This is a genomic window from Comamonas sp. wu1-DMT (assembly GCF_040187805.1).
Taxonomy (GTDB): domain Bacteria; phylum Pseudomonadota; class Gammaproteobacteria; order Burkholderiales; family Burkholderiaceae_C; genus Comamonas; species Comamonas thiooxydans.
In genome coordinates this window covers 270,037-292,218 of the sequence record NZ_JBANEM010000004.1, presented here as the reverse complement: position 1 = coordinate 292,218, position 22,182 = coordinate 270,037, and the positions used below count along the sequence as shown (strand labels likewise).

Here is a 22,182-nt window from a genome sequence, read left to right as displayed (position 1 = left end):
TGAAAAATCCTTTACTTCAAATGCACCATCCAAGTGCCTGAAAACTAAGAATAAATACAACAGCAATGTTCCAAATTCGGGCATGAGCGCACCAGAATTGCGCTCTCATGCACCGAATCCATGCATGACGGCATAACTTTTTGGCATAATTTTGGTTTCGCGAGTTTCAGCGCATTCCTCTGTCCCTGTCAGAAAGTTCTCTATGAAGTACGAGTCCGTAGGCCAATTCCTGGAAGAAGTGGCACAACGCAACCCCGGTCAGCCCGAATTCCTGCAAGCCGTCACCGAAGTGATGGAAAGCCTGTGGCCCTTCATCGAGAAGAATCCCAAGTACGCCGAGCACGCCCTGCTGGAGCGCCTGGTCGAGCCCGAGCGTATCATCCAGTTCCGCGTGAGCTGGACTGACGACAAGGGCCAAGTGCAGGTGAACCGCGGCTTCCGCATCCAGCACAGCATGGCCATCGGCCCCTTCAAGGGCGGTCTGCGCTTCCACCCCTCGGTCAACCAGTCCGTGCTGAAGTTCCTGGCTTTCGAGCAGACCTTCAAGAACGCACTGACCACGCTGCCCATGGGCGGCGGCAAGGGCGGCTCCGACTTCGACCCCAAGGGCAAGAGCCCTGCCGAAGTCATGCGCTTCTGCCAGGCCTTCGTGTCCGAGCTGTTCCGTCACGTGGGTCCCGACACCGATGTGCCCGCAGGCGACATCGGCGTGGGCGGCCGTGAAGTGGGCTACATGGCCGGCATGTACAAGAAGCTGTCGAACACTGCGGCTTCCGTGTTCACGGGCAAGGGCCTGTCCTTCGGCGGCTCTCTGATCCGCCCCGAAGCCACCGGCTACGGCACCGTCTACTTCGCCCGTGAAATGCTGGCCACTCGCGGCCAGTCCTTTGAAGGCAAGACCGTGTCCGTGTCCGGTTCGGGCAATGTGGCTCAGTACGCCGTGGAAAAGGCCATGGAACTGGGCGCCAAGGTCGTGACCGTGTCCGACTCCTCGGGCACCGTGTACGACGCTGCAGGTTTCACCACCGAAAAGCTGGCCATCCTGATGGACGTGAAGAACCACAAGTACGGCCGCGTCAGCGACTACGCCAAGCTGGTTTCCGGCGTGGAATTCCTGGCCGGCAAGAGCCCCTGGTCCATCAAGGTGGACGTGGCCCTGCCTTGCGCCACTCAGAATGAACTGAACGAAGCCGATGCCAAGACCCTGATCGCCAACGGCGTGCTGTGCGTGGCTGAAGGCGCCAACATGCCCTCCACCAACGAAGCCGCCCGCGCCTTCGAAGCTGCCGGCGTGCTGTACGCACCCGGCAAGGCATCCAACGCCGGTGGCGTGGCCACTTCGGGTCTGGAAATGTCGCAAAACTCGGCCCGCCTGTCCTGGCCCGCTGAGGAAGTGGACGCCCGCCTGCTGCAAATCATGCAAAGCATCCACGCTGCTTGCGTGAAGCACGGCAAGCGCGAAGACGGCACCATCAGCTACATCGACGGCGCCAACATCGCCGGCTTTGTGAAGGTGGCCGACGCCATGCTGGCACAAGGCGTGATCTGAGCGTCAGGGCTCGTCACTCGCAAGAAAGGCCCTTCGGGGCCTTTTTTCATGCCCTCGGCCAGGCGATGAAACGGCTGCTTGAATGCCTTGCGTGCACAGCGCTCTAGGCCCGCACGCCCAGTCTCATCCAGCGTATCAAGAGCTTCTCGACCTCCAGCAACAGCAGCAGGGCAACACCCAGCCCTATTGCCAGCAGTCCGGCCGCCAGGTCGACAGGACGGCTGTCGAACAGTGCCTGCATGGGCGGGGTGTAGGTGAACAGCAGTTGCACCAGGGTGACGCCGGCCACGCCCAGCAGCACCGCCGGGGTGCCCAGGACGCCGCGCAGGCTCAGCGAGGTTCCCTGCGTGTAGCGCACGCTGAACAGATAAAAGATCTCCATGATCACCAGCGCATTGACCACGATGGTGCGAGCCAGTTCGACCGAGTCACCGCGGCGCAGCGACCACTCGAACATGCCGAAGCAGCCCAGCGCGAACAGCACCGAGACCAGGGCGACGCGCCACAGCAGATAGGGCTGCAGCAGTTGCTCGTCCGGCGAGCGCGGCTTGCGCTGCATCAGCGTGGGCTCGGGCGGCTCGAAGGCCAGCGTCAGACCCAGGGCCACGGCGGTGACCAGATTGACCCAGAGAATCTGCACCGGAGTGACGGGCAGGGACAGGCCCAGCAGAATCGCCGCGACGATGACAATCGCCTGACCGCCGTTGGTCGGCAAGGTCCAGGCAATGACCTTGCGCAGGTTTTCGTAGACGGTGCGCCCTTCCTTGACGGCGGCGACGATGGTGGCGAAGTTGTCGTCGGCCAGCACCATGCCTGCGGCCTCCTTGGCGGCAGCCGTGCCGGTGATGCCCATGGCCACACCGATGTCTGCACGCTTGAGTGCCGGTGCGTCGTTGACGCCGTCACCAGTCATGGCGATGACGCTGCGATCTGCCTGCAGGGCCTGCACCAGGCGCAGCTTGTGTTCCGGACTGGTACGGGCAAATACCGTGGAGGCTCTGGCCACGTCGATCAGCTGGGCATCGTTGAGCCCGTCCAGCTCATGGCCTGAAGTGACTCGGATGATGTCGGCCAGCGCCAGTTCCCTGGCGATGGCGGCAGCGGTGGCCGCATGGTCGCCGGTGATCATCTTCACGGCAATGCCGGCGCTGCGGCATTCGCGCACGGCCTCCTTTGCCGATTCTCGCGGCGGATCTATCATGCCCAGCACGCCAAGCAGGGTCAGATCCTTGACGTCGGCCATGTCCACCCTGTCCTTGGCATCCTCGGGTGCGAAGCTGGCCAGACCCAGCACGCGATAGCCTTTGGCCGCCAGGACATCGACCTGCTCCAGCCAATAGGCTGCATCCAGCGCCTGCACGCCTTCAGCGCCCTGCTGGTCGCGGCACATGGCAAGAACCTGCTCCGGAGCCCCTTTGACGAAAACCACGGCTGGAGCATCAACTGGGCGGTGCAGAGTGGCCATGTAGCGGTGGACGGCATCAAAGGGAACCTCGTCGAGTCGGCGCCAGTCCTGACGCAGGCGCTCCACATCCAGACCGGCGCGTGTGGCCAGGGTCACCAGCGCGCCTTCCATGGGATCGCCTTCGACTGTCCAGGCCGTACCTTCGGCATGTCTTACATGGGCGTCGTTGCAAAGTGCCGCGCCCGTGGCGAAGTGCAGCAGCTGCGGATGCAGCGCAGGCTCGATCTCCTCGCCCGCCAGGGTGAAACGCCCCTGGGGCGCATAGCCCTCGCCTTCTATGTCTAAGCGGGAACCGGGCAGCACCACGGCGCGCACGCTCATTTCGTTGCGTGTCAATGTGCCGGTCTTGTCGGAGCAGATGACCGAGACGGCGCCCAGTGTTTCAACCGCCGGCAGACTGCGCACGATGGCATAGCGTGCGGCCATGCGCTGCACGCCAATGGCCAGCGCTATGGTCATGACCACGGGCAGGCCTTCGGGGATGGCCGATACGGCAATGCCCACCACAGCGATAAAGGCGTCGGCTATGTCGTAGTCGCGCACCCATAGTGCGAAGCAGAACATCAGCGCGGACAGGCTCAGTATGGTGATGGTGAGCTGGCGCGCGAAACGGTCCATCAGCCGCGTCAGCGGGGTGGCCAGTGTCTGCACCGAACCCAGCATGGTGCTGATCAGGCCCAACTCGGTACGCGGGCCCGTGGCCACCACCACGCCCAGGCCTTGCCCCGCGGCAACCAGGGTGCCGGAGTAGGCCATGGAGAAGCGGTCGCCGAGAGCGGCATCGGCGGCCACCGGATCGGCCGACTTGTCGACGGCGACCGATTCCCCGGTCAGCATGGCCTCGTCCAGCTTCAGGCTGCTGGCGCGCAGCAGGCGCAGATCGGCCGGGACGCGATCGCCAGCCTCGAGCAGCACACAGTCGCCGGCAACCAGCTCCTCAGCAGGCACCGCCATGCGCAATCCGTCGCGCAGCACATTGGCGCGGCTGGAAACCATGGCCTTCACGGCGTCCAGCGCCTTCTCGGCACGGCCTTCCTGCACGAATCCGAAGACCGCATTGATCAGCACCACCGCGAGGATCACCCCCGTATCGACCCAATGCTGCAGCAAGGCGGTGACCACGGCCGAGCCCAGCAGCACATAGATCAGCAAATTGTTGAACTGCGACAGAAAGCGCGCCAGCATGCTGCGCGAAGCGGCAGCAGGCAGGGCATTGGGCCCTTGCTGCTGCAAGCGCTCGCGGGCCTCTCCAGAGCTCAGCCCGGCGGCAGTCGATTGCAATTGAGCGAGTACGGTATCGATAGCCAACGCGTGCCAGGCGGCAACGCGGTTCTGTTCCTGCATCTGAGACTCCCTGACGATTCAACTGAAACGCTTGTGAGCCGGATCTGTGCCCGGTTGGCTGGCTGCCGCGGAGAACGCGCCGTTGCATGGTATGCGCTGGGCAGGCCCTGCCACTGACTATAAGCAGGAATGTCGATCATTGATTGACTGCAACGGGCTGATTGCCCCCGCCAGCCAACACTGCAGCGAAATCGGACTTTCAAGCTCGGCAGTGCGCCCTGCAGCTGGTTCAGCCAGCCGTACCGGCGCGAGGCACCGGCTAAAAATCATGAAGCACTGGTTTTCATGGATTCCTATTCACATTGAATCTCATGACAATCAATTAAATTTTGTTGAGCAATTCAACACAAATCACTGAATCAACCTTCACCACAAATAATTGTGGAACTTATGAATCCAGACCGCGCCACTCTTTCCCGCCGACTTTGCATTGCCTGTGCCATGACCAGCCTGTTCGCAGGCGCGGTGCAGGCACAGGATGTCTATCCCAGCAAGCCCATCCGCATCGTGATTGGCTATGCCCCGGGCGGCTCTGTCGACATGGTCGGCCGCGTGGTCGGGGACATACTGGCCAGGCAGTTGAACGCTACCGTCGTGGTGGAGAACGTGCCGGGTGCCGCAGGCGTGGTGGGTGCGCAGCGCGTGGTCTCGGCCAAGCCCGACGGCTACACCTTGCTGGCCGGCTCCAGCAACGAAATGGCGGGCACCAAGTTTGTGAATGCCGCGCAGAAGTACGATCCGGCTGTGGATCTGACCCCGGTGAGCCTGACCGCCCAGGCCCCCAATCTGTGGGTGGCCGGTGCGCATGTTCCTGTCAAAACCGTGGATGACTTCGTCAAACTGGCCAAGGCCAACCCTGGCAAATACAGCTACGGCAGCCCCGGCATTGGCTCGACGCCGCATTTTTCGGGAGAGCTGATCAAGAAGACTGCGGGTGTCTACCTGGTTCACATCCCCTACAAGGGCTCTCCCGCCATGACCAGCGATCTGGGCGGCGGCAACCTAGACTTCGCCATCCTCTCGCCAACCGCTGCCGCCCCGCTGGCGCAGTCCGGAAAGATCCGGATTCTGGGCGCCACCACGGCCACCCGCATCGCCACGCTCAAGGAGGTGCCGGCGCTGGCAGAACACCCCGCGCTCAAGGGCTATGCCCTGAGCGGCTGGTTTGCTTTGGCTGCCCCCAAGGGCCTGCCTCCGGAAGTGCTGGCCAAGCTGCAAAAAGCGATACAGACAGGTCTCGCCGATCCGGCCATCCGCCAGAAGCTGGAAGCAGCGGGAACCCCGCCCGCCAAGGGCAATGAAAGCCTTGCCCAGGTGATGCGCACCGACATGGACAAATACGCCGAGCTGGTGAAGTTCGCGAGGATCACGGGCGACAACTAAGGCAGCGGCCTGCAGCGCCATAGGCTTTTCTGCCCGCAGGGCCTTGCATCACCGCGCCCGGGTTTGTTTTCGGCGCCCCTGCGACTAGGGCTGCCCCCATGGCATGGCCGCACTCCTTCCCGGTAAAAGTGACAGGTTTCACAACTTGTTTCTGTAAAAACCGTGGGGGGTAATTTCATGTCCTTGATTCGCCGCGCCAGCTTTTCGACCCTGCTTTGCAGCAGCGCCTTCATGCTGTTCAGCCAGAATGCCCTGGCCCAGGCTGCTGCGTCCCAGGCGGGTATGCCCCAGCCGGGTGCGGCCCAAACCGGAGGCCTGTCCCGGACCATGGTCGGCAAGGCCGATGTTTCGGTACCAGGCCGCGAAGCCGTGGTGGCCAAGGTGGAGGTCGCCCCAGGCTCGCGCGCGGGCCGCCACACCCACCCTGGCGACGAGATCAGCTATATCAGCGAGGGCGAGGTCGATCTGCTGATCGACGGCCAGCCGCCGCGCACGCTCAAGGCCGGCGAAACCTTTGTCGTTCCCGCAGGTGTGATTCATGATGCACACAATGCCAGCAATGGCACGGTCAAGCTGATTGGCGTGTATGTCGTGGAGAAGGGCAAGCCTCTGGCCACGCCAGCCCCTTGAGCAGCACACGGCTTCGACCGACCAAGCCAAGGCCGCAGTCCATCGCTGCGGCCTTTGTTCCTTGCTCGGCTCTTCTTCTGTAGGATCAACCCACATGAAGCACACCGTTACCGCCTTGCTGCTAGGTGCAGCCTGCAGCTTGAGCCTTGCCGCATCGCCCACGCCGGCAGCGACTCAGGAGATCGAGTATCTGATCGGCCACCTCAAAGCCTCGGGTTGCGAGTTCCAGCGCAATGGCAGCTGGCATGACAGCGCCAAGGCCGCCGAGCATCTGCGCGGCAAATACGACTATCTGCTCAAAAAGGGCTGGGTGGCGACGGCCGAGGACTTCATTGCCCGCGCAGGCACGGAGAGCAGCATCAGCCACAAGCCCTACCAGGTGCGCTGCAGCGGCAAGGAGGCCGAAGCCAGCGCCAGCTGGCTGCAGGCCGAGCTCAAGCGCTACCGCAACCGCCAGTAGCGCTCAGCACCCCGCCTCAGCCTGCGCGCTTGACGGCCGCATCGCACCAGCGCTGCGCCACCTGGGGCGAGGTGCTGCAGACGGCATCGTGCGTGACCGTGGTCACGGCGCGCTCCAACAACTGAATATCGGCTTCGTGCTGGCGTGCCACATGGGGGTCTTCGAAGAAGATGGCGCGGTGGCAGCGCTTTTCCAGAACCAGATCGGCAATCTGCGCATCACCGCCCAGCGGACCACTGTTGTAGCGGTCCACCCAGGGCTTGTCAGCTGGCCAGCCCTTGCTCCAGGCCATTTCGTTGAGTTTCTGACCCGTTGTGCCCGTACCCACGCGGCGGCGGTAGCGGCTGAGCAACTCGAAGTTGTGTGCTGCAAAGTCCAGCATGGTGGGCTTCATGGCATCGTGGGCGATCAGCGCCAGCGTCTGGTTCTCATAGTCGTGAAAGCGGTCGGCATTGCGGTCGCGCGCCAGGCCGGCGTGAATGCGCTCCATCTCGATCCAGTCGCGCGTGGAGGCGACCGTGGAAAGAAAAGGCTTGCCGTGGATCACGCACTGGCGCTTCAAGGCCAGGGCTTCGGGGAAGATGGACGACGGATCCACCGGGTCCATCAGATAGATGGCGCCATCGAGAGTGCGCTCGTCACCCTCCATGCCCACCACCTCGGCCACCAGCCTCATGAGCCCGCCCTCGCGGCCATAGGGATAGCGCACCAGGCCTTTGTAGCCCTGGAGCATGCTGGCCGCCGTGATGGCATCATAGGTGCGGCCCACGGTATGAAAGCCCAGCTTGAGCTCGCGAATTCCGGCCTCGCAGGCGCGCAGCAGGGCAAACAACGCGGCATCCTCGGTTTGGTGGTGGAGTTTGTTGGCGGCAAGGCCCAGGCAGATCGACATAGTGAACTAATCCTTCAAACAGGCTTCAAACGCTCGCAAACTCTGCGTAACCAGCTATGCATTTGCGGCTTGAAACACCCGCAAGAATATCGCCAATTCATGCACTCCAGATGACTGGGGCCAGGTCAGACAGCCATACTTGCACAGCACTTGACAGCCGCCATCTTCCGTCGCTCTTCTTCTCATGCCCAAGACCTCACGCTTCTGGAGCCCCCGCCGCATCGCGGCAGCACTCGGTCTGGCCTTGCTGCTGGTGCTCGCGAGCTGGGGCATGCGCGAGCTCGATGCGAGGCAGCGAGTCTGGATTTTTCAGCCCAGCGACCGCAGCTGGCCCGGAGCCAACACGGCCGGCATGCAGGAGCGATGGATAGACTTTCGCAGCCGCGACGGCAGCGCCGCCAGGCTGCATGCCCTCTGGATGCCATCCAGCGATGCACGCGCTCCCCTGCTGCTGTTTCTGCATGGAGCGCGCTGGAATGTGACGGGCTCCTCGCCACGCATACGGCGCCTGCAGGCCATGGGCTTTTCGGTGCTGGCCGTGGACTACCGCGGCTTTGGCAAGAGCAGCCCGGCCCTGCCCTCGCAGGCCTCGGCCGCCGAGGATGCCCGTGCCGCCTGGGACTGGCTGGGCCGACAGGCCGCAGGCAGGCCGCGCTATATCTTCGGCCACTCGCTGGGCGGCGCCGTTGCTATTGATCTGGCCAGCTCCGTCAAGGATGAAAGCGGGGTGCTGGTCGAGTCCACCTTCACCAGTATTCCCGATGTGTTCGACTCCATGCGCTGGGGCTGGCTGCCCGTGAACTGGTTGATCACGCAGCGTTTCAACTCCGTCGACACCGTGGCGAACATCGGCTCGCCGCTGCTGGTCGTGCACGGCACGGCAGACCCGCTGATTCCGGCCCGGCTGGGTCAGCGGCTGTTCGATGCAGCGCGCGAGCCCAAGCGCCTGATCCTGGTCGAAGGTGCCAGCCACCACAACACCCAGTCCAGGGCCCTGGTGCAATACCGCAAGGCACTGCATGAGCTGTTCGGCCTGAATCCGCGCTGAGCGACATCGCCACATACTGTCTCGTCAGCATACGTACCAATGGACAGGTTCTGATAGTCTGTCCGGCTATGTCTGCGCCGCCTGCCCTGAACTCAAAGCAAAATCCCGCTCAATCCATTGAAGAGCAAGCGAAGAGTGCTCCTGAATCTGCAGTCCTTGTGATTCTCACACTGGGGCTGCTGCTGGGTCTGCAGCCGCTGGCAACCGATCTCTATCTGCCCGCCCTGCCTCAGCTGCAGCAAGGTTTCGGCGCCCATGTCTCGCAGGCCCAGCTGACACTGACCGGCTTTTTGCTGGCCTTTGGCTGCTCGCAGATTTTCTGGGGCCCTCTGTCGGACCGGCTGGGCCGCCGCCCGGTCTTGCTGCTGGGCATCAGCGGCTATGTGATCGCCGCTCTGGGCTGCGCCAGCGCCCAGAGCATGGAGGCCTTGATTGCCTGGCGCAGCCTGCAAGGCGCAGCCCTGGGCGCCGGTGTGATGTGCGCGCGTGCCGTGGTCCGCGATCTCTACGCACCGCATATGGGCGCGCAAGTCATGTCCAAGGCGCTGACAGGCCTGGGCGTGCTGGCTTTTCTGGCCCCCATCAGTGGCAGCTTGCTCGTGGGCTGGCTGGGCTGGCGTTCCACCATGCTGGCCCAGGCCTTCATGGGCTGCCTGGCCTGGCTGCTGGTGGTGCTGCGCTTCAGGGAGTCGATTCCCCAGCGCAACCCGCAGGCGCTGCAAGCGGGCAATCTGCTGCGCACCTGGTCGCGCATTGTGCGCAACCCCATGTTCCAGGCCTACAACCTGCTGACCTGCTTCAGCTATGCAGGCCTGTTCACCAATCTGGCGGCCTCTTCGTTCACCTACATCAACGTGCTGCATATGGAGCGCACGCAATACGGGCTGATGCTGGGCGGCAACGCGCTGTGCTATATCGCCGGCACCTTCGCCTGCCGCCGTCTGCTGCGCAGCATGAGCGTGCAGCGCACCGTGGCCGTGGCGGGGGTGTTGTCGCTGACGGCAGGCTCCCTCATGGGCCTGGCGGCCCTGGCCGATCTGCACAGCATCTGGGCCTATGCCCTGCCCTTCTGTCTCTACCAGATCGCCCACGGCATTCACATGCCCTGCGGACAAAGCAATGCCATCGCACCCTTCCCCCAGGCAGCGGGCACGGCCTCGGCCATCAACGGTCTGGTGATGATGCTGATGGCGTTTGCCATGGGACATTGGCTGGGACTGAATCTGGATGCGGATTCCACCATGCCGCTGGCCTTCGGTATCTGGTTCTGGTCGGCTTGCACGGCGGTCACGGCATGGACGCTGGTACAGCGTTTCGGCATCAGCAAATCATGATTTGAAATAAGATGTATTGGTTATTTAAAAACCAATTTTTATTATTTTTCTTTTTATAGAGATTTTTTGAGAATGCCTGGACTGGCCAACGCGCCGCACTTTTGTGATCTCCAGCCATGCATTCCCGCCGCCTCTTTCTTCAGCAATCGCTGCTCGCCGCCAGCTCCGCCGGCTTCTCCTTGAACTCTCTGGCCAAGGCCACCGAGATCTCCGCCGTTCCTCAATCCAGCCGCATTCTGGTGGGCTTTGGCGCAGGCGGCGGCATCGATCTGCTGGCACGCGTGCTGGCCGAAAACATCGCCGCACAGCTGGGCAGGAGCCACTACGTGGTGGTGGACAACAAGCCCGGCGCCAACGGCCAGATTGCCGCACAGACTCTGCTCAACGCCCCCAGCGACGGCAGCACCTATCTGATCGCACCGCTGATCACCCCGGTGCTCTCGCAGATCGTCTACAAAAAGCCCGGCTACGACCCTGCACGCGACTTCTCTCCGGTGGGTCTGCTCGCGCATTTCCAGTTCGGCCTGGCCGTCCCCGCCAGGCACCCGGCGCGCAATATTCAGGAATATGTGGCCTGGCTCAAGGCCAACCCCGAGAAGGCCAACTTCGGCAGTCCCGCTGTGGGCAGCCTGCCGCATTTCTTCGGCCTGCTGCTGGGCGAAGCTGCCGGCGTCAACATCGTGCATGTGCCCTACAAGGGCGGTCCGGCCATGATGACGGATCTGATCAGCGGCCAGTTGGCCTCCGCCATCCAGACCACCAGCGAGCTTGCTCCGCTGCACAAGGAAGGCAAGGTGCGCATTCTGGGCACTTTCGGCAGCCAGCGCGGTCGCGAGCTGCCCGATGTACCGACCTTTGCCGAAGCCGGCTACCCCAAGGCCACAGGCAGCGGCTGGTACAGCCTGTGGGCACGCAAAGGAACTTCGCCCGAAGCCATTGCCGCCGTCAACCGCGCCGTCAACCACGCGTTGCTGGACCCCAAGCTGCAGCCCAGATGGGCCGAGCTGTCCCTGCAGCCGGACCCGCGCACGCCACAGGCGCTGGAGCAGTTGCGCGTGGCCGAAGTCGCCAAGTGGCGTCCCGTGATCACCAACTCCGGCTTTGCCATCGAATAAGCAAAACGACCTACTCATGACTGCACCGAATATCGTTTTCATCCTGGCCGACGATCTGGGCTGGGCCGACCTGGGCGTCTATGGCGCTACCGATTTCAAGACCTCGCATCTGGACCGCCTCGCCGCCCAGGGCGTGCGCTTCAATCAGGCCTATGCCAACTCGGCCGTCTGCTCGGCCACCCGCATTGCGCTGATCACCGGGCGCTATCAGTACCGGCTGCAGGCCGGGCTTGAAGAGCCGCTGGCACGCCATGGTGCGCAACTCGGCCTGCCTGCCGATCACCCCACGCTGCCATCGCTGCTCAAGCAAGCCGGCTACGACACGGCACTGATAGGCAAATGGCATCTGGGCAAGCCGCCCGCCTACGGCCCGCAGCTCAGCGGCTACGACTACTTCTTCGGCAACCACAGCGGTGCCATCGACTACTTCACGCACAAGCCCGGCGTGGGTGAACAGTTCAGCTCCGACCTCTGGCAAGGCAACGAGCCCGTGGAGCGCACGGGCTACTACACCTACATCCTGGGGGATGAGGCCACGCGCTATGTGCATGAGCGCAAGGGCCAGGACAAGCCTTTTTTCCTGTCGCTGCACTTCACTGCGCCGCACTGGCCCTGGGAAGGGCCCGACGACGAGCATGTCGCGCACAGCATCAAGGATCTGTTCCACTACGACGGCGGCAGTCTCAAGAAATATGGCGAAATCGTCGAGGCCCTGGACAAGGCCGTGGGCCAGGTGCTGCAGGCGCTCGATGACACCGGCCAGGCCGACAACACCATCGTCATCTTCACCAGCGACAACGGCGGCGAACGCTTTTCCAAGACCTGGCCCTTCACGGGCCAGAAGACCGAGCTGCTCGAAGGCGGCATCCGCGTACCCACACTGCTGCGCTGGAGCGCCCGCATCCGGCCCCAGGTCCAGGAGCAGGTCACAGCCAGCTTCGACTGGCTGCCCACGCTGCTGGCCGCCGCAGGTGCCAGACCTCACCCGGACTTCCCCAGCGACGGCCAGAACATCCTGCCCATTCTGGAGGGCCATGCAGCCAATACCGAGCGCAGCCTGTTCTGGCGCTACAAATCACAGACCCAGCGTGCCGTGCGCCAGGGACCCTGGAAATACCTCAAGATCAACGACAACGAGTTTTTGTTCAATGTGGAGGAGGACGCCCGCGAACGCGCCAATCTCAAGGAGCATCAGCCAGCAATCTTTGCCGGGCTGCGCAGGCAGTGGGAGGAATGGAACGAGCAATTGCTGCCCATCACGGCCGAAATCTACAGCCACGGCCTCTCGCCCGACATTCAGGCCGATCGCTATGTGCCGGCACGCCTGAGCCGGGGCTAGGCAGGGCACTAAGCCCCACCGCTGCCGCCAGGCGGCAGGCTGCGTTATCCTTCACAACCAGCAAGAACCAATGACCGGCGGTCATTGGTTCTTGTGCTTTGACCTGTACGGATTTCGCCCATGACTGCTGCCCACACCCTGCCCTGTATCGCCATTGCCGGCCCCACTGCCTCGGGCAAGACTGCGGCAGCGCTGGCACTGGCCGAGCGCCTGGCACAACGCGGGCAGAAGGCCGAGATCATCAGCGTGGATTCGGCCCTGGTCTACAAAGGCATGGACATAGGCACAGCCAAGCCCACAAGGGACGAGCTGTCTGCCGTGCCGCATCACCTCATCGACATCATCGATCCGCTGCAGGCTTATAGCGCGGCCGAGTTCGTGCGCGACACGCAGACCCTGGTTGCCGAAATCCGCGCCCGCCAGGCCATACCTCTGCTGGTGGGCGGCACCATGCTGTACTTCAAGGCGCTGATGGACGGGCTGGACGATATGCCCGCAGCCAACCCCGAAGTGCGCGCCATGCTGGACGCGCAGGCCGCCGAACTGGGCTGGCCCGCCATGCATGCCAGACTGGCCCAGGTGGACCCCGTCACCGCAGCACGCCTGGCCCCCGGCGACAGCCAGCGCATCCAGCGCGCGCTTGAGGTCTGGCAGGTCTCGGGCCAACCGCTTTCGAGCTTTCACACGACTAGGAACAAAACGGGCCCTGCAGAACAGATGGGACTTGCAACGCTTTTCTCGCTGGAGCCTGCAGAGCGAGCCTGGCTGCACCAGCGCATTGCGCTGCGCTTTGATCTGATGCTGGAGCAGGGCTTCCTCGACGAAGTGCGCAGCCTGCGCGCACGCGGCGATCTCCATCTGGACCTGCCCTCGATGCGCTGCGTGGGCTATCGCCAGGCCTGGGAAGTGCTGGACGCGCTGGAGGCCGATCCCGGCAAGCCGCTGGACATGGCAGGCCTGCGCGAGCGCGGCATCGCCGCCACACGCCAGTTGGCCAAGCGCCAGATCACCTGGCTACGCTCCATGCCCCAGCGCCATGCCATTGCCTGCGATGCACCCGGCGCCCAGCAGCAATTGCTGGATGCCGCCATGGCTGCCATTGACGCGGCGCAGCAAGACGCCAGCTAAGCACCACGACCGCAGCCGCCCATCGTTAAGATCGCTGCATGGCTGCCACCGACTCACCCTACGCCCATCCACTGCTGCAGGTCAGCGACCTTGCCAAACGCTATGGCGAGGGCGAGGCCCAGACCACGGTCTTCGCGCGGGTGAGCTGCGAGATCGCCGCCGGCGAGTTTGTCGCCATCGTCGGCAACTCCGGCGTGGGCAAGTCCACCTTTCTCAACTGCCTGGCCGGGCTGGACAGTTGGCAGCAAGGCCGGGTTCTGCACAGCGGCACCGATCTGTCCACGCTCGATGAAGCCCGGCGCGCCATCTGGCGGCGCGCGCATCTGGGCTTTGTGTTCCAGGCCTTTCATGTCCTGCCCCATCTCGATGTGGCGCAGAACATTGCCCTGCCGCTGATGCTGCTGGGCCGCATGGACGGCCAAGGTCAGCAGCGCGTGCAGCAGGTGCTGCAAGCCGTGGGACTCGCTGGTCTGGGTCAGCGCCTGCCCCAGCAGCTCAGCGGCGGCCAGCTGCAGCGCGTGGCCATAGCACGTGCCCTGGTGCATTCACCGCCTCTGCTGCTGGCCGATGAACCCACGGGCAATCTAGACCCCTCTACTGCTCAGCAGATCATGGATTTACTGCTAAAGCAAACCCGCGAAAACGGCACGGCGCTGGTGCTGGTCACCCATTCCTCAGAAGCGGCCAGGCGCGCCGATCGCGTGCTGCGGCTGACGGCAGACGGCATGCAGGCCGAACTCTCGACATCGCAGCAAAGCGCGCTAAGCCTGTGACTTCACGCCCCCCGCTTCTTCTGCTGCTGACCAGCTTTTCCTGGCAGGAGCTGCGCCAGCACCCCTGGCGCACGGCCACGGCGCTGATTGCCATCATGCTGGGCGTGGCGCTGGGCTTTGCCGTCCATGTGATCAACCAGTCCGCACTGGACGAATTCTCCAGGGCGGTGCGCAGCGTCAACGGCCAGCCTGATCTGCAGCTGCACGCCATGCAGGGCGGCCTGCCGCTGGCGCTCTATCCCCAGGTGGCTCAGACCCCAGGCGTCGCCAGCGCCGTGCCCTGGGTCGAAACCACGGTGCTGCTGCCCGGCAGCAGCGCAGACCCGCAGACGCGCAGCACCCAAGGGGCGGCACAAGGCGTGAGCTTGCGCGTGCTCGGCAGCGATGCCCTCAAGCTGGCCCCTGTCGCCCCGGCACTGATGCCGCGTTTGTTTGAGGGCGGCGACCGTCTCGATCTGTTTGCTCCCGACGCCGTGTTTCTCAATGCTGCCGCCTTGCAGGCCCTGCAACTGAGTCCTGAACAGGCCCTCAACGCCCCCATGCAATGGCTGCTCAACGGCCAGGCCCAGCAGTTGCGTATTGCGGGCACGGTCGCCGCCAGCGGCGCACCGGTCGCAGTCATGGACATTGCCGCACTGCAGCAGAAGCTCGGCCTGTTTGACCGCATCGACCGGCTGGACCTGTTGCTGACCGACAGCGCCAGCCGCAGCCAGGTGGGCACCGCCCTGCACGCATTGGCGGCTTGGCAAGACCAGATACTGATCCAGCAGCCCAGCGACGATCAGCAGCGCGTGGGCGAGATGTCGCGCGCCTATCGCGTCAACCTCACGGTGCTGGCGCTGGTGGCCTTGTTCACGGGAGCGTTTCTGGTGTTCTCGGTACTGGCACTCAGCGTGGCTCAGCGCGCGCCGCAGTTTGCGCTGCTGGCCGTGCTCGGAGCCACGCCGCGCCAGCGCATGGCTCTGGTGCTGCTGGAAGCGCTGGCGCTGGGGACTCTGGGCAGCCTGGCCGGTATTGCGCTCGGTACGGCGCTGGCCTGGCTGGCGCTGCAGGTGCTGGGCGGCGATCTGGGCGGCGGCTTCTTTGCCGGCGTGCAACCCGCCCTGCACTGGAGTCCGGCGGCAGCGCTGATCTTCGGTCTGCTGGGCCTTGCCGCCACGCTGGCCGGCGCCTGGTGGCCTGCACGCGCCGCCATGGATCTGCCACCCGCGGCCACGCTCAAGGGGCTGGGCAGCACGCACGAGAGCGCTCCGCGTCTGTGGCCCGCTGTCACACTACTCGCCGCCAGCCTGGTACTGGCCTTCATGCCGCCGGTCGCAGGTGTCCCGCTGGCCGCCTATATGGCCGTGGGCCTGCTGTTGCTGGGCGGCATGTCAGCCCTGCCCTGGCTGCTGGGTGCGGTGCTGGCACTGGTACCCAAGGCCTTTTCGCGCCAGCCGCTGGCCATGCTGGCGCTGGAGCGCGCGCGGCGCATGCGCCACGCCACCACCGTGGCCGTAGGCGGCGTGGTGGCCAGCCTGAGCCTGGCCGTAGCCCTGACGGTGATGGTCACCAGCTTTCGCGGCAGCATGATGGAGTGGCTGGATGCCGTGTTGCCCGCTCCCCTGTATGTACGCGCCGCAGGCGGCTCCAGCCGTGTCGATGCTGCCCTGCTGCCGGCCGATGCGGCGCAACGCCTGGAGCAGCTGCCCGGCATAGCGCGTGCCCAGGCCATGCGCAGCAGCCAGTTGGTACTGAGCCCCGAGCGCCCGGCCATCAGTCTGCTGATTCGCCCGCTACGTGGCGAGCAGGCCATGCAGCTGCCCTGGGTCGAGGGCCCCATCCAGGAAACACGCCCAGGCATAGCCGTGCACATCAGCGAAGCCGTGGCCCAGCTCTATGACCTAAAGCCTGGCGACAGCTGGCCGCTGCTTTCCAAGGCTTTCAGCCTTCAAACCAATGACCGCCAAGCGCCAGCAGCTTCCTTTTACATAGCATCCGTGTGGCGCGACTATGTGCGTCAGTTCGGTGCCGTAGCCCTGGACTGGAAGGACTACCTGACACTGGTGGGTCATGCAGGCAATGCCGCGCAGATCAGCGAGATCGCCGTCTGGCCGGAGTCCCAAAGCCAGCTGTCTGGCACTGATCTGCAAGCGGCGATAGAGCAGGCCCTCGGCACGCCGGGGCAATCGCCCCCTGCGCTGGAGTTTGTCAGCAGCCAGGCTCTGCGCGAGCGCTCCCTGCGCATTTTCGATCGCAGCTTTGCCGTCACCTACTGGCTGCAGGCCGTGGCCATAGGCATAGGCCTGTTCGGCATTGCCGCCAGCTTCAGCGCCCAGGTGCTGGCCAGGCGCAAGGAATTCGGACTGCTGGCCCATCTGGGCCTGACGCGCCGCAATGTGCTGAGCGTGGTCGCCGCCGAGGGTCTGGCCTGGACCATGCTGGGCACCATCGCGGGCACGCTGCTGGGCCTGGGCGTGGCCGTGATCCTCGTGCATGTGGTCAACCCGCAGAGCTTTCACTGGACCATGGAGTTGCGCCTGCCCCTGCTGCGCCTGCTGGCGCTGGGTGCTGCCGTGGTGCTGGCAGGCGTCATCACCGCGTGGCTGGCCGGGCGCCGGGCCGCCAGTGCCGACGCGGTGCTGGCCGTCAAGGAGGACTGGTAGCTATACCTGCACCCCTGTCAGCGTTTTTCACATGATTGCGCCATTGCGCAGCGCACAATGAAATCTTCACCGCTGCGAGGAGTTCGTATGCAAGTCCAGCCCTATCTCTTTTTCGATGGCCGCTGCGAAGAGGCCCTGGATTTCTACCAGGCCGCACTTGGGGCCGAGATCACCATGCTGATGCGCTACAAGGATGCTCCGCCGCAGCCCGAGTCATCGACCCAGCAAGGCTGCGGCCCGGGCCAGATGGATCCCGAAAAAATCATGCACGCCAATGTCCAGATTGGCGAGGCGCAGATCATGGCATCTGACGGCATGAACGGCGGCAAGCCGGATTTCAAAGGCTTTTCTCTGTCCATCACCGCGCCCAGCGAGAATGAGGCCGACCGCATATTTGCTGCCATCGGCCAGGGCGGCAAGGTACAGATGGCGCTGGACACCACGTTTTTTGCGCGCCGTTTTGGCGTGGTGACCGACCGCTTCGGAGTCAGCTGGATGGTGATCGTTCCCCTGATCGATATCGGCTGAGGCAGCTCAAAGCAGCACCTCGAAGCTCATGGCATTGCGCTGATCGGCTGGGCGACAATGGGCCATGCCTTTTCAGCCCACGCCCTCCCAGCCTCAACAACCGGCACTGCTGGCCCTGTCACGCAGGCAGTCCCTGCAGAGGCTGGCTGCTGCCGGTCTGGGCTGGGCGACTCTGGGCCTGCCTCTGCCAGGCATGGCTTTGCCGTCCAGAACCTTGCAGTTTCCGCGCGACTTCGGCAGCCACCCGGATCTGCAGACCGAGTGGTGGTACATCACCGGGCAGTTGCAGGCCGGCGGCAAGCCCTGGGGCTTTCAGCTGACTTTCTTTCGCTCGCGCATCGAAGCCGCGCAAGGCCTGCAATCGGCGCTCGCGGCCAAGCAGTTGATCTTCGCCCATGCGGCCCTGTGCGATGTCGAGGGCCAAAAGCTGCGCCATGACCAGCGCATGGCGCGCGCGGGACTGGGCCTGGCCGGAGCCAGCGAAAACGATACCGATGTGCATATCAACGACTGGTATCTTCAGCGTCGACCCGTACCAGGACGAAACGCCAGTGAAGCCAGTCGCTACAGAGCGCTGCTGAGCAGCCAGGACTTCATACTGGATCTTGAGTTTGACAGCACTCAGCCACTGCTGCTGCAGGGCTTGAATGGTCTTTCACGTAAAGGCCCGCGTGAGGAACAGGCCAGCTACTACTACAGCCAGCCTCAGCTCAAGGTCGGCGGCTCCATCACCGTGGGCGGGCAGCAACTGCCTGTGCAAGCCAGCGCACACAACCGCGCCTGGCTGGACCATGAATGCAGCGCGGCCATCATGGACCCTGAGGCTCAGGGCTGGGACTGGATAGGCATGAATCTCGATGACGGCAGCGCCCTCACGGCCTTTCATCTGCGCCGCCGCAATGGATCGGCGCTCTGGGCCGGTGGTTCATTCCGCGCGCCTAACCAGAGCGCGCACATCTTTGCCGCCGATCAGGTGCGGTTCGAGCCACTGCGCCACTGGAGCAGCCCGCACAGCAAAGCAAGCTACCCTGTGGCCTGGAGCGTGCAGACACCGGCGGGCCGTTTCGAAGTTCAGGCCCTGGTGGACGACCAGGAACTCGACAGTCGCGCCAGCACCGGCGCCATTTACTGGGAGGGTCTGTGCGAGCTGCGCAGCATCGGCGCCGATGGCAAAAGCGTCCGCGTAGGCAGCGGTTACCTGGAAATGACCGGCTATGCGAATGCACTAAGGCTTTAGGGCCTGGGGCTTGCACACCAAAGCGCGGAGCTGATCGAGCAGAAGCTGCAGATGGCGCTCGCGCAAGTTGTCGCCCAAGAGATCGACCTGCAGCAGGCTCTGCCAGGTCGCGGCATGATCCACGCGGAAGCCCGACAGGGCCGAAATCAGATAGTGGACATCGACCGCGCTCAGTTGATCCTTGAACAGGCCCTGCGCCACGCCGCGCTGCAGAATGCGCTCGATCGGCTCCAGCGCCGCCTTGCGCAACAGCTCGGTCTTGGAGATCTGGCCCAGCATCTCGCCGCCCTGGAAATTCTCCTGCAGCACCAGACGCGTGAACTCCTGGTTCTGCTCGTGATACTCGAAGCTCCTTTGCGCCAGCGCATGCAACGCCTGCAAGGGCTCCAGCGCATCGAGATTGAGCTGCTCCTCCGACTCGCGAATATCCGAGTAGCTCTGCTCGATGACCGCGAGGTACACGTCTTTCTTGTTGCCGAAGTAGTAGTAGAGCATGCGCTTGGCGCAGCCCGCCTTGGCGGCAATGCGTTCCAGCCGCGCTCCGTCATAGCCGTAATTGGCAAACTCGGTCTTGCCCGCGTCCAGCAGGGCTCGGCGCATATCGGCCGATGCCTCGTCTGCCGAAGGCTGCTGGCTCAGTGAATTTTCAGGACCTTGCTGCTCGCTCACGACCACATCTCCATTGACTCAAGCGCGCGAGCGTAACACGCAGCTCAGGCATGAAAAAAGGCCCCCACGCTTCCCACTGCGTGTGGTCGCTGCCCCTCCGGGAGGGGCGCTGCCCGGCGATGAAAAAAGCCATGGCTCTGACGAGCCATGGCTTTTCGGTTCAATGCCTGCGTCGCTTATTTACCGCTATCGGGCAATGCGTAGGCAATCACGTAGTCACCGCGGTCGGGCGACTGGCGGGCGCCACCGGCCGAGATCACCACATACTGCTTGCCGGTTCTGGGCGACTTGTAGGTCATGGGGCCGCCCTGGCTGCCAACTGGCAGGCGGCCCTTCCAGATTTCCTTGCCGGTGGCGCTATCCCAGGCGCGCAGATAGTAATCCTGCGTGCCGGCAAAGAACACCAGGCCGCCTTGCGTCGCAAGCGTACCACCCAGCGTGGGCAGGCCCACCGGCATGGGCATGCGCATCTTGATGCCCATGGGGCCTTGATCCTGCACCGTGCCCACAGGCACCTGCCAGACCACTTGCTGGGTCTTCATGTCGATGGCGGTCAGCGTGCCGAACGGAGGCTTCTGGCAAGGAATGCCCAGAGGCGACATGAAGCGGTCCTTGATCACCGCATAGGGAGTGCCTCCCAGCGGCACCTGACCCATGCCGGTGTTGGGCGCCTCGCCGCCGTCGGACAGCTTGTCCTTTTTCTGCTGGGGCATCATCTGCACCCACAGGCCCAGACGCATGTCGTTCACAAAGATCAGATTATTGCCGGGATCCGCAGACAGACCGCCCCAGTTCATGCCGCCCAGCGAACCCGGGAAGCTCAGCGACACATCGGTGCCAGGCGTGGTGAACAGGCCTTCATAGCGCATGGACTTGAACTTGATCCGGCAGATCAGCTGATCCACCGGCGTCGCGCCCCACATATCGGCTTCGGTCAGGGTCTTGGTGCCGATCTGCGGCATGCCCACGGACAGAGGCTGGGTCGGGGCATACTTTTCGCCGGGAATATGGCCGGGCTTGACGGCAATGTCTTCCACCTTGGTCAGCGGCTTGCCGCTGTGGCGGTCCAGCACAAAGATCTGACCGGCCTTGGTACCGACCACCAGCGCTGGCGTCGTCTTGCCGTCCTGCTGAGGGAAATCGATCAGTGTGGGAGCCATGGGAAGGTCGAAGTCCCACAAGTCGTTGTGCACGGTCTGGTACACCCATTTTTCCTTGCCCGTGGCAGCATCCAGCGCGAGGATGGACGCACCGTACTTCAGGTCCGCTGCAGAGCGCGTGACGCCATACAGGTCCACCGAAGCCGATCCCATGGGCAGGTACACGGTATTGGAGCTCGGGTCGTAGGTCGTTCCCGCCCAGACATTGGCCGATGAGCGGGTGTAGGTCTCGCCGGGCTTGAGCACTTCATTGGGCGTGGCCGAGCCGGAGTCGAACGCCCAGCGCTGTGCGCCGGTCATTACATCGAAGCCGCGAATCACGCCACCAGGCATGTCCACCTGTACGTTGTCGGCCACGCGGCCGCCGATCACCACCGTGGTGCCGGCCACCGTGGGCGCCGATGTCAGGGTGTAGAAGGCGGGATTTGAAATAGTGCCAACGCCCTGCTTGAGGTCGACCACGCCGTGATCGCCGAACTCGCCGCACAACTCACCGTTGTCTGCGTTGATGGCAAACAGACGTGCATCGATGGTGTTCATCAGAATGCGGCGCTTGCAGGCGGCGCCAGCAGGCAGGCTCACCGCCTGCACGGGAGTCGATCCCGGCACGCTGGGCTGAGCCAGTGCGGCATCCGCATCGAAGTAGGCCAGTCCGCGGCAGCGCTCCCACACACCGCCCACATGGGAGTTGGTGTCATGACGCCACAGCTGCTTGCCGGTGTCGGCGTCGAGCGCAATCACGTTGTTGCTGGGCGTGCAGACAAACACCTTGTCGCCCACCTGCAGCGGTGTGGTCTGGTCTTCAGCGCCGGCGCCTGTGGACTTGGGTATGTCGCCGGTGCGAAAAGTCCAGGCCACCTGCAACTGGCTCACGTTGTCCACGTTGATCTGATCCAGCGCGGCAAAGCGGTCGTTGTTGCTGCTGTTGCCGTAATGGCTCCAGTCCTTCTGCTCGCCGGCAGCATCCACAGGCTTGCGTGCCACGGTAGACTGGGTCTGCACCTCGGGGTGAATCTGGAACATGGACACAAAGGCCGCCATGCCAGCCACCAGCATGACCGCCGCTGCAGCAAATGGCAGCTTGCTGGACGACGCCTTGCTCGGCTCACCAGCCTTACGCAGCAGGGGCATGCTGGCCAGCACCACCACGGCAGCAAAGGTCAAGGCCAGCAGACGCGAAATCAGGCTCCAGTAATCCAGACCCACTTCGGCCAGCGCCCACAACACGGTCGCGCCGAAAGTGCCCAGGTAGAACCATGCACCGCTCACGCGGCGGCGAACCAATTGCACGCCGGACAGCAGCAGCCCCAGGCCAGCGAGCAAAAAGTACCAACTGCCGCCCAGGCTGATGAGCTTGCCACCGCCTATCAAGAAGAACAGGCCGGCAAGCGCCAGCGCCGCCCCCAGAACCCAGAGCCAGATGCGCGCGGCCAAGGGCTGCGCCTGCTCCCGATGTGTCATATCGAACCTCGAACTGTATGCG

Annotated in this window: 17 protein-coding genes; 13 read left to right on the top strand and 4 right to left on the bottom strand. The window is 63.9% G+C overall.

Features of this window, described 5'->3' with window-relative positions:
• Positions 1-202: 202 nt before the first annotated feature.
• A complete protein-coding gene (gdhA, locus tag V8Z78_RS09055; RefSeq protein ID WP_003064453.1) occupies positions 203-1,549 on the top strand; it encodes an NADP-specific glutamate dehydrogenase in 1,347 nt (448 codons plus the stop codon).
• 103 nt (positions 1,550-1,652) lie between these two features.
• Here gdhA and V8Z78_RS09050 read toward each other — a convergent pair whose 3' ends face one another.
• Complete coding sequence (locus V8Z78_RS09050; protein WP_046461254.1) at positions 1,653-4,358, bottom strand: HAD-IC family P-type ATPase; 2,706 nt, start codon at positions 4,356-4,358, stop codon at positions 1,653-1,655.
• A gap of 390 nt (positions 4,359-4,748) precedes the next feature.
• On the opposite strand from V8Z78_RS09050, the gene V8Z78_RS09045 reads away from it, so the two are divergent.
• The 3 genes from V8Z78_RS09045 to V8Z78_RS09035 all read left to right on the top strand — a co-directional run bounded on the left by V8Z78_RS09045 (position 4,749) and on the right by V8Z78_RS09035 (position 6,831).
• Positions 4,749-5,741, top strand: coding sequence for a Bug family tripartite tricarboxylate transporter substrate binding protein (locus V8Z78_RS09045; protein WP_039049920.1), 993 nt, complete (start codon positions 4,749-4,751; stop codon positions 5,739-5,741).
• A gap of 177 nt (positions 5,742-5,918) precedes the next feature.
• A complete protein-coding gene (locus V8Z78_RS09040) occupies positions 5,919-6,371 on the top strand; it encodes a cupin domain-containing protein (protein WP_080944442.1) in 453 nt (150 codons plus the stop codon).
• Between the two features lie 94 nt (positions 6,372-6,465).
• Entirely contained in the window at positions 6,466-6,831 is a 366-nt protein-coding gene (locus V8Z78_RS09035; protein WP_046461253.1) for a YfeK family protein, read from the top strand.
• Positions 6,832-6,847: 16 nt separating this feature from the next.
• Here the strand turns inward: V8Z78_RS09035 and V8Z78_RS09030 are convergent, their stop codons facing one another.
• Entirely contained in the window at positions 6,848-7,723 is an 876-nt protein-coding gene (locus V8Z78_RS09030) for a methylglyoxal synthase (protein ID WP_012837335.1), read from the bottom strand.
• A gap of 184 nt (positions 7,724-7,907) precedes the next feature.
• Between V8Z78_RS09030 and V8Z78_RS09025 the strand changes: the two genes are divergently transcribed.
• The 9 genes from V8Z78_RS09025 (at position 7,908) to V8Z78_RS08985 (ending at position 18,870) form a co-directional block, all read left to right on the top strand.
• Positions 7,908-8,771, top strand: a complete 864-nt coding sequence (locus V8Z78_RS09025) for an alpha/beta hydrolase (RefSeq protein WP_046461252.1) — start codon at positions 7,908-7,910, stop codon at positions 8,769-8,771.
• Between the two features lie 158 nt (positions 8,772-8,929).
• Entirely contained in the window at positions 8,930-10,105 is a 1,176-nt protein-coding gene (locus V8Z78_RS09020; protein ID WP_080944441.1) for a multidrug effflux MFS transporter, read from the top strand.
• A 116-nt stretch (positions 10,106-10,221) separates the two neighbouring features.
• Positions 10,222-11,220 (top strand): tripartite tricarboxylate transporter substrate-binding protein, encoded by a 999-nt coding sequence (locus V8Z78_RS09015; RefSeq protein ID WP_349731252.1) that lies wholly within the window; start codon positions 10,222-10,224, stop codon positions 11,218-11,220.
• Positions 11,221-11,236: 16 nt separating this feature from the next.
• Positions 11,237-12,559: a sulfatase family protein gene (locus V8Z78_RS09010; RefSeq protein ID WP_046461250.1), complete on the top strand. Its 1,323-nt coding sequence runs from the start codon at positions 11,237-11,239 to the stop codon at positions 12,557-12,559.
• Positions 12,560-12,679: 120 nt separating this feature from the next.
• A complete protein-coding gene (miaA, locus tag V8Z78_RS09005) occupies positions 12,680-13,687 on the top strand; it encodes a tRNA (adenosine(37)-N6)-dimethylallyltransferase MiaA (protein WP_046461249.1) in 1,008 nt (335 codons plus the stop codon).
• A 38-nt stretch (positions 13,688-13,725) separates the two neighbouring features.
• Complete coding sequence (locus V8Z78_RS09000; RefSeq protein ID WP_349731251.1) at positions 13,726-14,460, top strand: ABC transporter ATP-binding protein; 735 nt, start codon at positions 13,726-13,728, stop codon at positions 14,458-14,460.
• Positions 14,457-17,105, top strand: coding sequence for an FtsX-like permease family protein (locus V8Z78_RS08995; RefSeq protein ID WP_349731250.1), 2,649 nt, complete (start codon positions 14,457-14,459; stop codon positions 17,103-17,105). Before V8Z78_RS09000 ends, V8Z78_RS08995 begins: the two co-directional genes overlap by 4 nt.
• An 87-nt stretch (positions 17,106-17,192) precedes the next feature.
• Positions 17,193-17,633, top strand: a complete 441-nt coding sequence (locus V8Z78_RS08990) for a VOC family protein (protein ID WP_003064425.1) — start codon at positions 17,193-17,195, stop codon at positions 17,631-17,633.
• Positions 17,634-17,697: 64 nt separating this feature from the next.
• Entirely contained in the window at positions 17,698-18,870 is a 1,173-nt protein-coding gene (locus tag V8Z78_RS08985) for a lipocalin-like domain-containing protein (protein WP_349731249.1), read from the top strand.
• Here V8Z78_RS08985 and V8Z78_RS08980 read toward each other — a convergent pair.
• On the bottom strand, positions 18,859-19,539 hold the full coding sequence (locus tag V8Z78_RS08980) for a TetR/AcrR family transcriptional regulator (RefSeq protein ID WP_003064421.1): 681 nt from the start codon (positions 19,537-19,539) through the stop codon (positions 18,859-18,861). The genes V8Z78_RS08985 and V8Z78_RS08980 overlap by 12 nt on opposite strands.
• 176 nt (positions 19,540-19,715) lie before the next feature.
• Complete coding sequence (locus V8Z78_RS08975) at positions 19,716-22,160, bottom strand: membrane-bound PQQ-dependent dehydrogenase, glucose/quinate/shikimate family (protein WP_314351942.1); 2,445 nt, start codon at positions 22,158-22,160, stop codon at positions 19,716-19,718.
• Between the last annotated feature and the right edge of the window lie 22 nt (positions 22,161-22,182).

Coding starts and splice junctions, on each gene's coding strand:
- V8Z78_RS09030 (WP_012837335.1), bottom strand. CDS start 7,723: ATGTCGATCTGCCTGGGCCTTGCCGCCAACAAACTCCACCACCAAACC.
- V8Z78_RS08975 (WP_314351942.1), bottom strand. CDS start 22,160: ATGACACATCGGGAGCAGGCGCAGCCCTTGGCCGCGCGCATCTGGCTC.
- V8Z78_RS09045 (WP_039049920.1), top strand. CDS start 4,749: ATGAATCCAGACCGCGCCACTCTTTCCCGCCGACTTTGCATTGCCTGT.
- miaA (WP_046461249.1), top strand. CDS start 12,680: ATGACTGCTGCCCACACCCTGCCCTGTATCGCCATTGCCGGCCCCACT.
- V8Z78_RS09035 (WP_046461253.1), top strand. CDS start 6,466: ATGAAGCACACCGTTACCGCCTTGCTGCTAGGTGCAGCCTGCAGCTTG.
- V8Z78_RS09000 (WP_349731251.1), top strand. CDS start 13,726: ATGGCTGCCACCGACTCACCCTACGCCCATCCACTGCTGCAGGTCAGC.
- V8Z78_RS09050 (WP_046461254.1), bottom strand. CDS start 4,358: ATGCAGGAACAGAACCGCGTTGCCGCCTGGCACGCGTTGGCTATCGAT.
- V8Z78_RS09040 (WP_080944442.1), top strand. CDS start 5,919: ATGTCCTTGATTCGCCGCGCCAGCTTTTCGACCCTGCTTTGCAGCAGC.
- V8Z78_RS09015 (WP_349731252.1), top strand. CDS start 10,222: ATGCATTCCCGCCGCCTCTTTCTTCAGCAATCGCTGCTCGCCGCCAGC.
- V8Z78_RS08985 (WP_349731249.1), top strand. CDS start 17,698: ATGCCTTTTCAGCCCACGCCCTCCCAGCCTCAACAACCGGCACTGCTG.
- gdhA (WP_003064453.1), top strand. CDS start 203: ATGAAGTACGAGTCCGTAGGCCAATTCCTGGAAGAAGTGGCACAACGC.
- V8Z78_RS09025 (WP_046461252.1), top strand. CDS start 7,908: ATGCCCAAGACCTCACGCTTCTGGAGCCCCCGCCGCATCGCGGCAGCA.
- V8Z78_RS09010 (WP_046461250.1), top strand. CDS start 11,237: ATGACTGCACCGAATATCGTTTTCATCCTGGCCGACGATCTGGGCTGG.
- V8Z78_RS08990 (WP_003064425.1), top strand. CDS start 17,193: ATGCAAGTCCAGCCCTATCTCTTTTTCGATGGCCGCTGCGAAGAGGCC.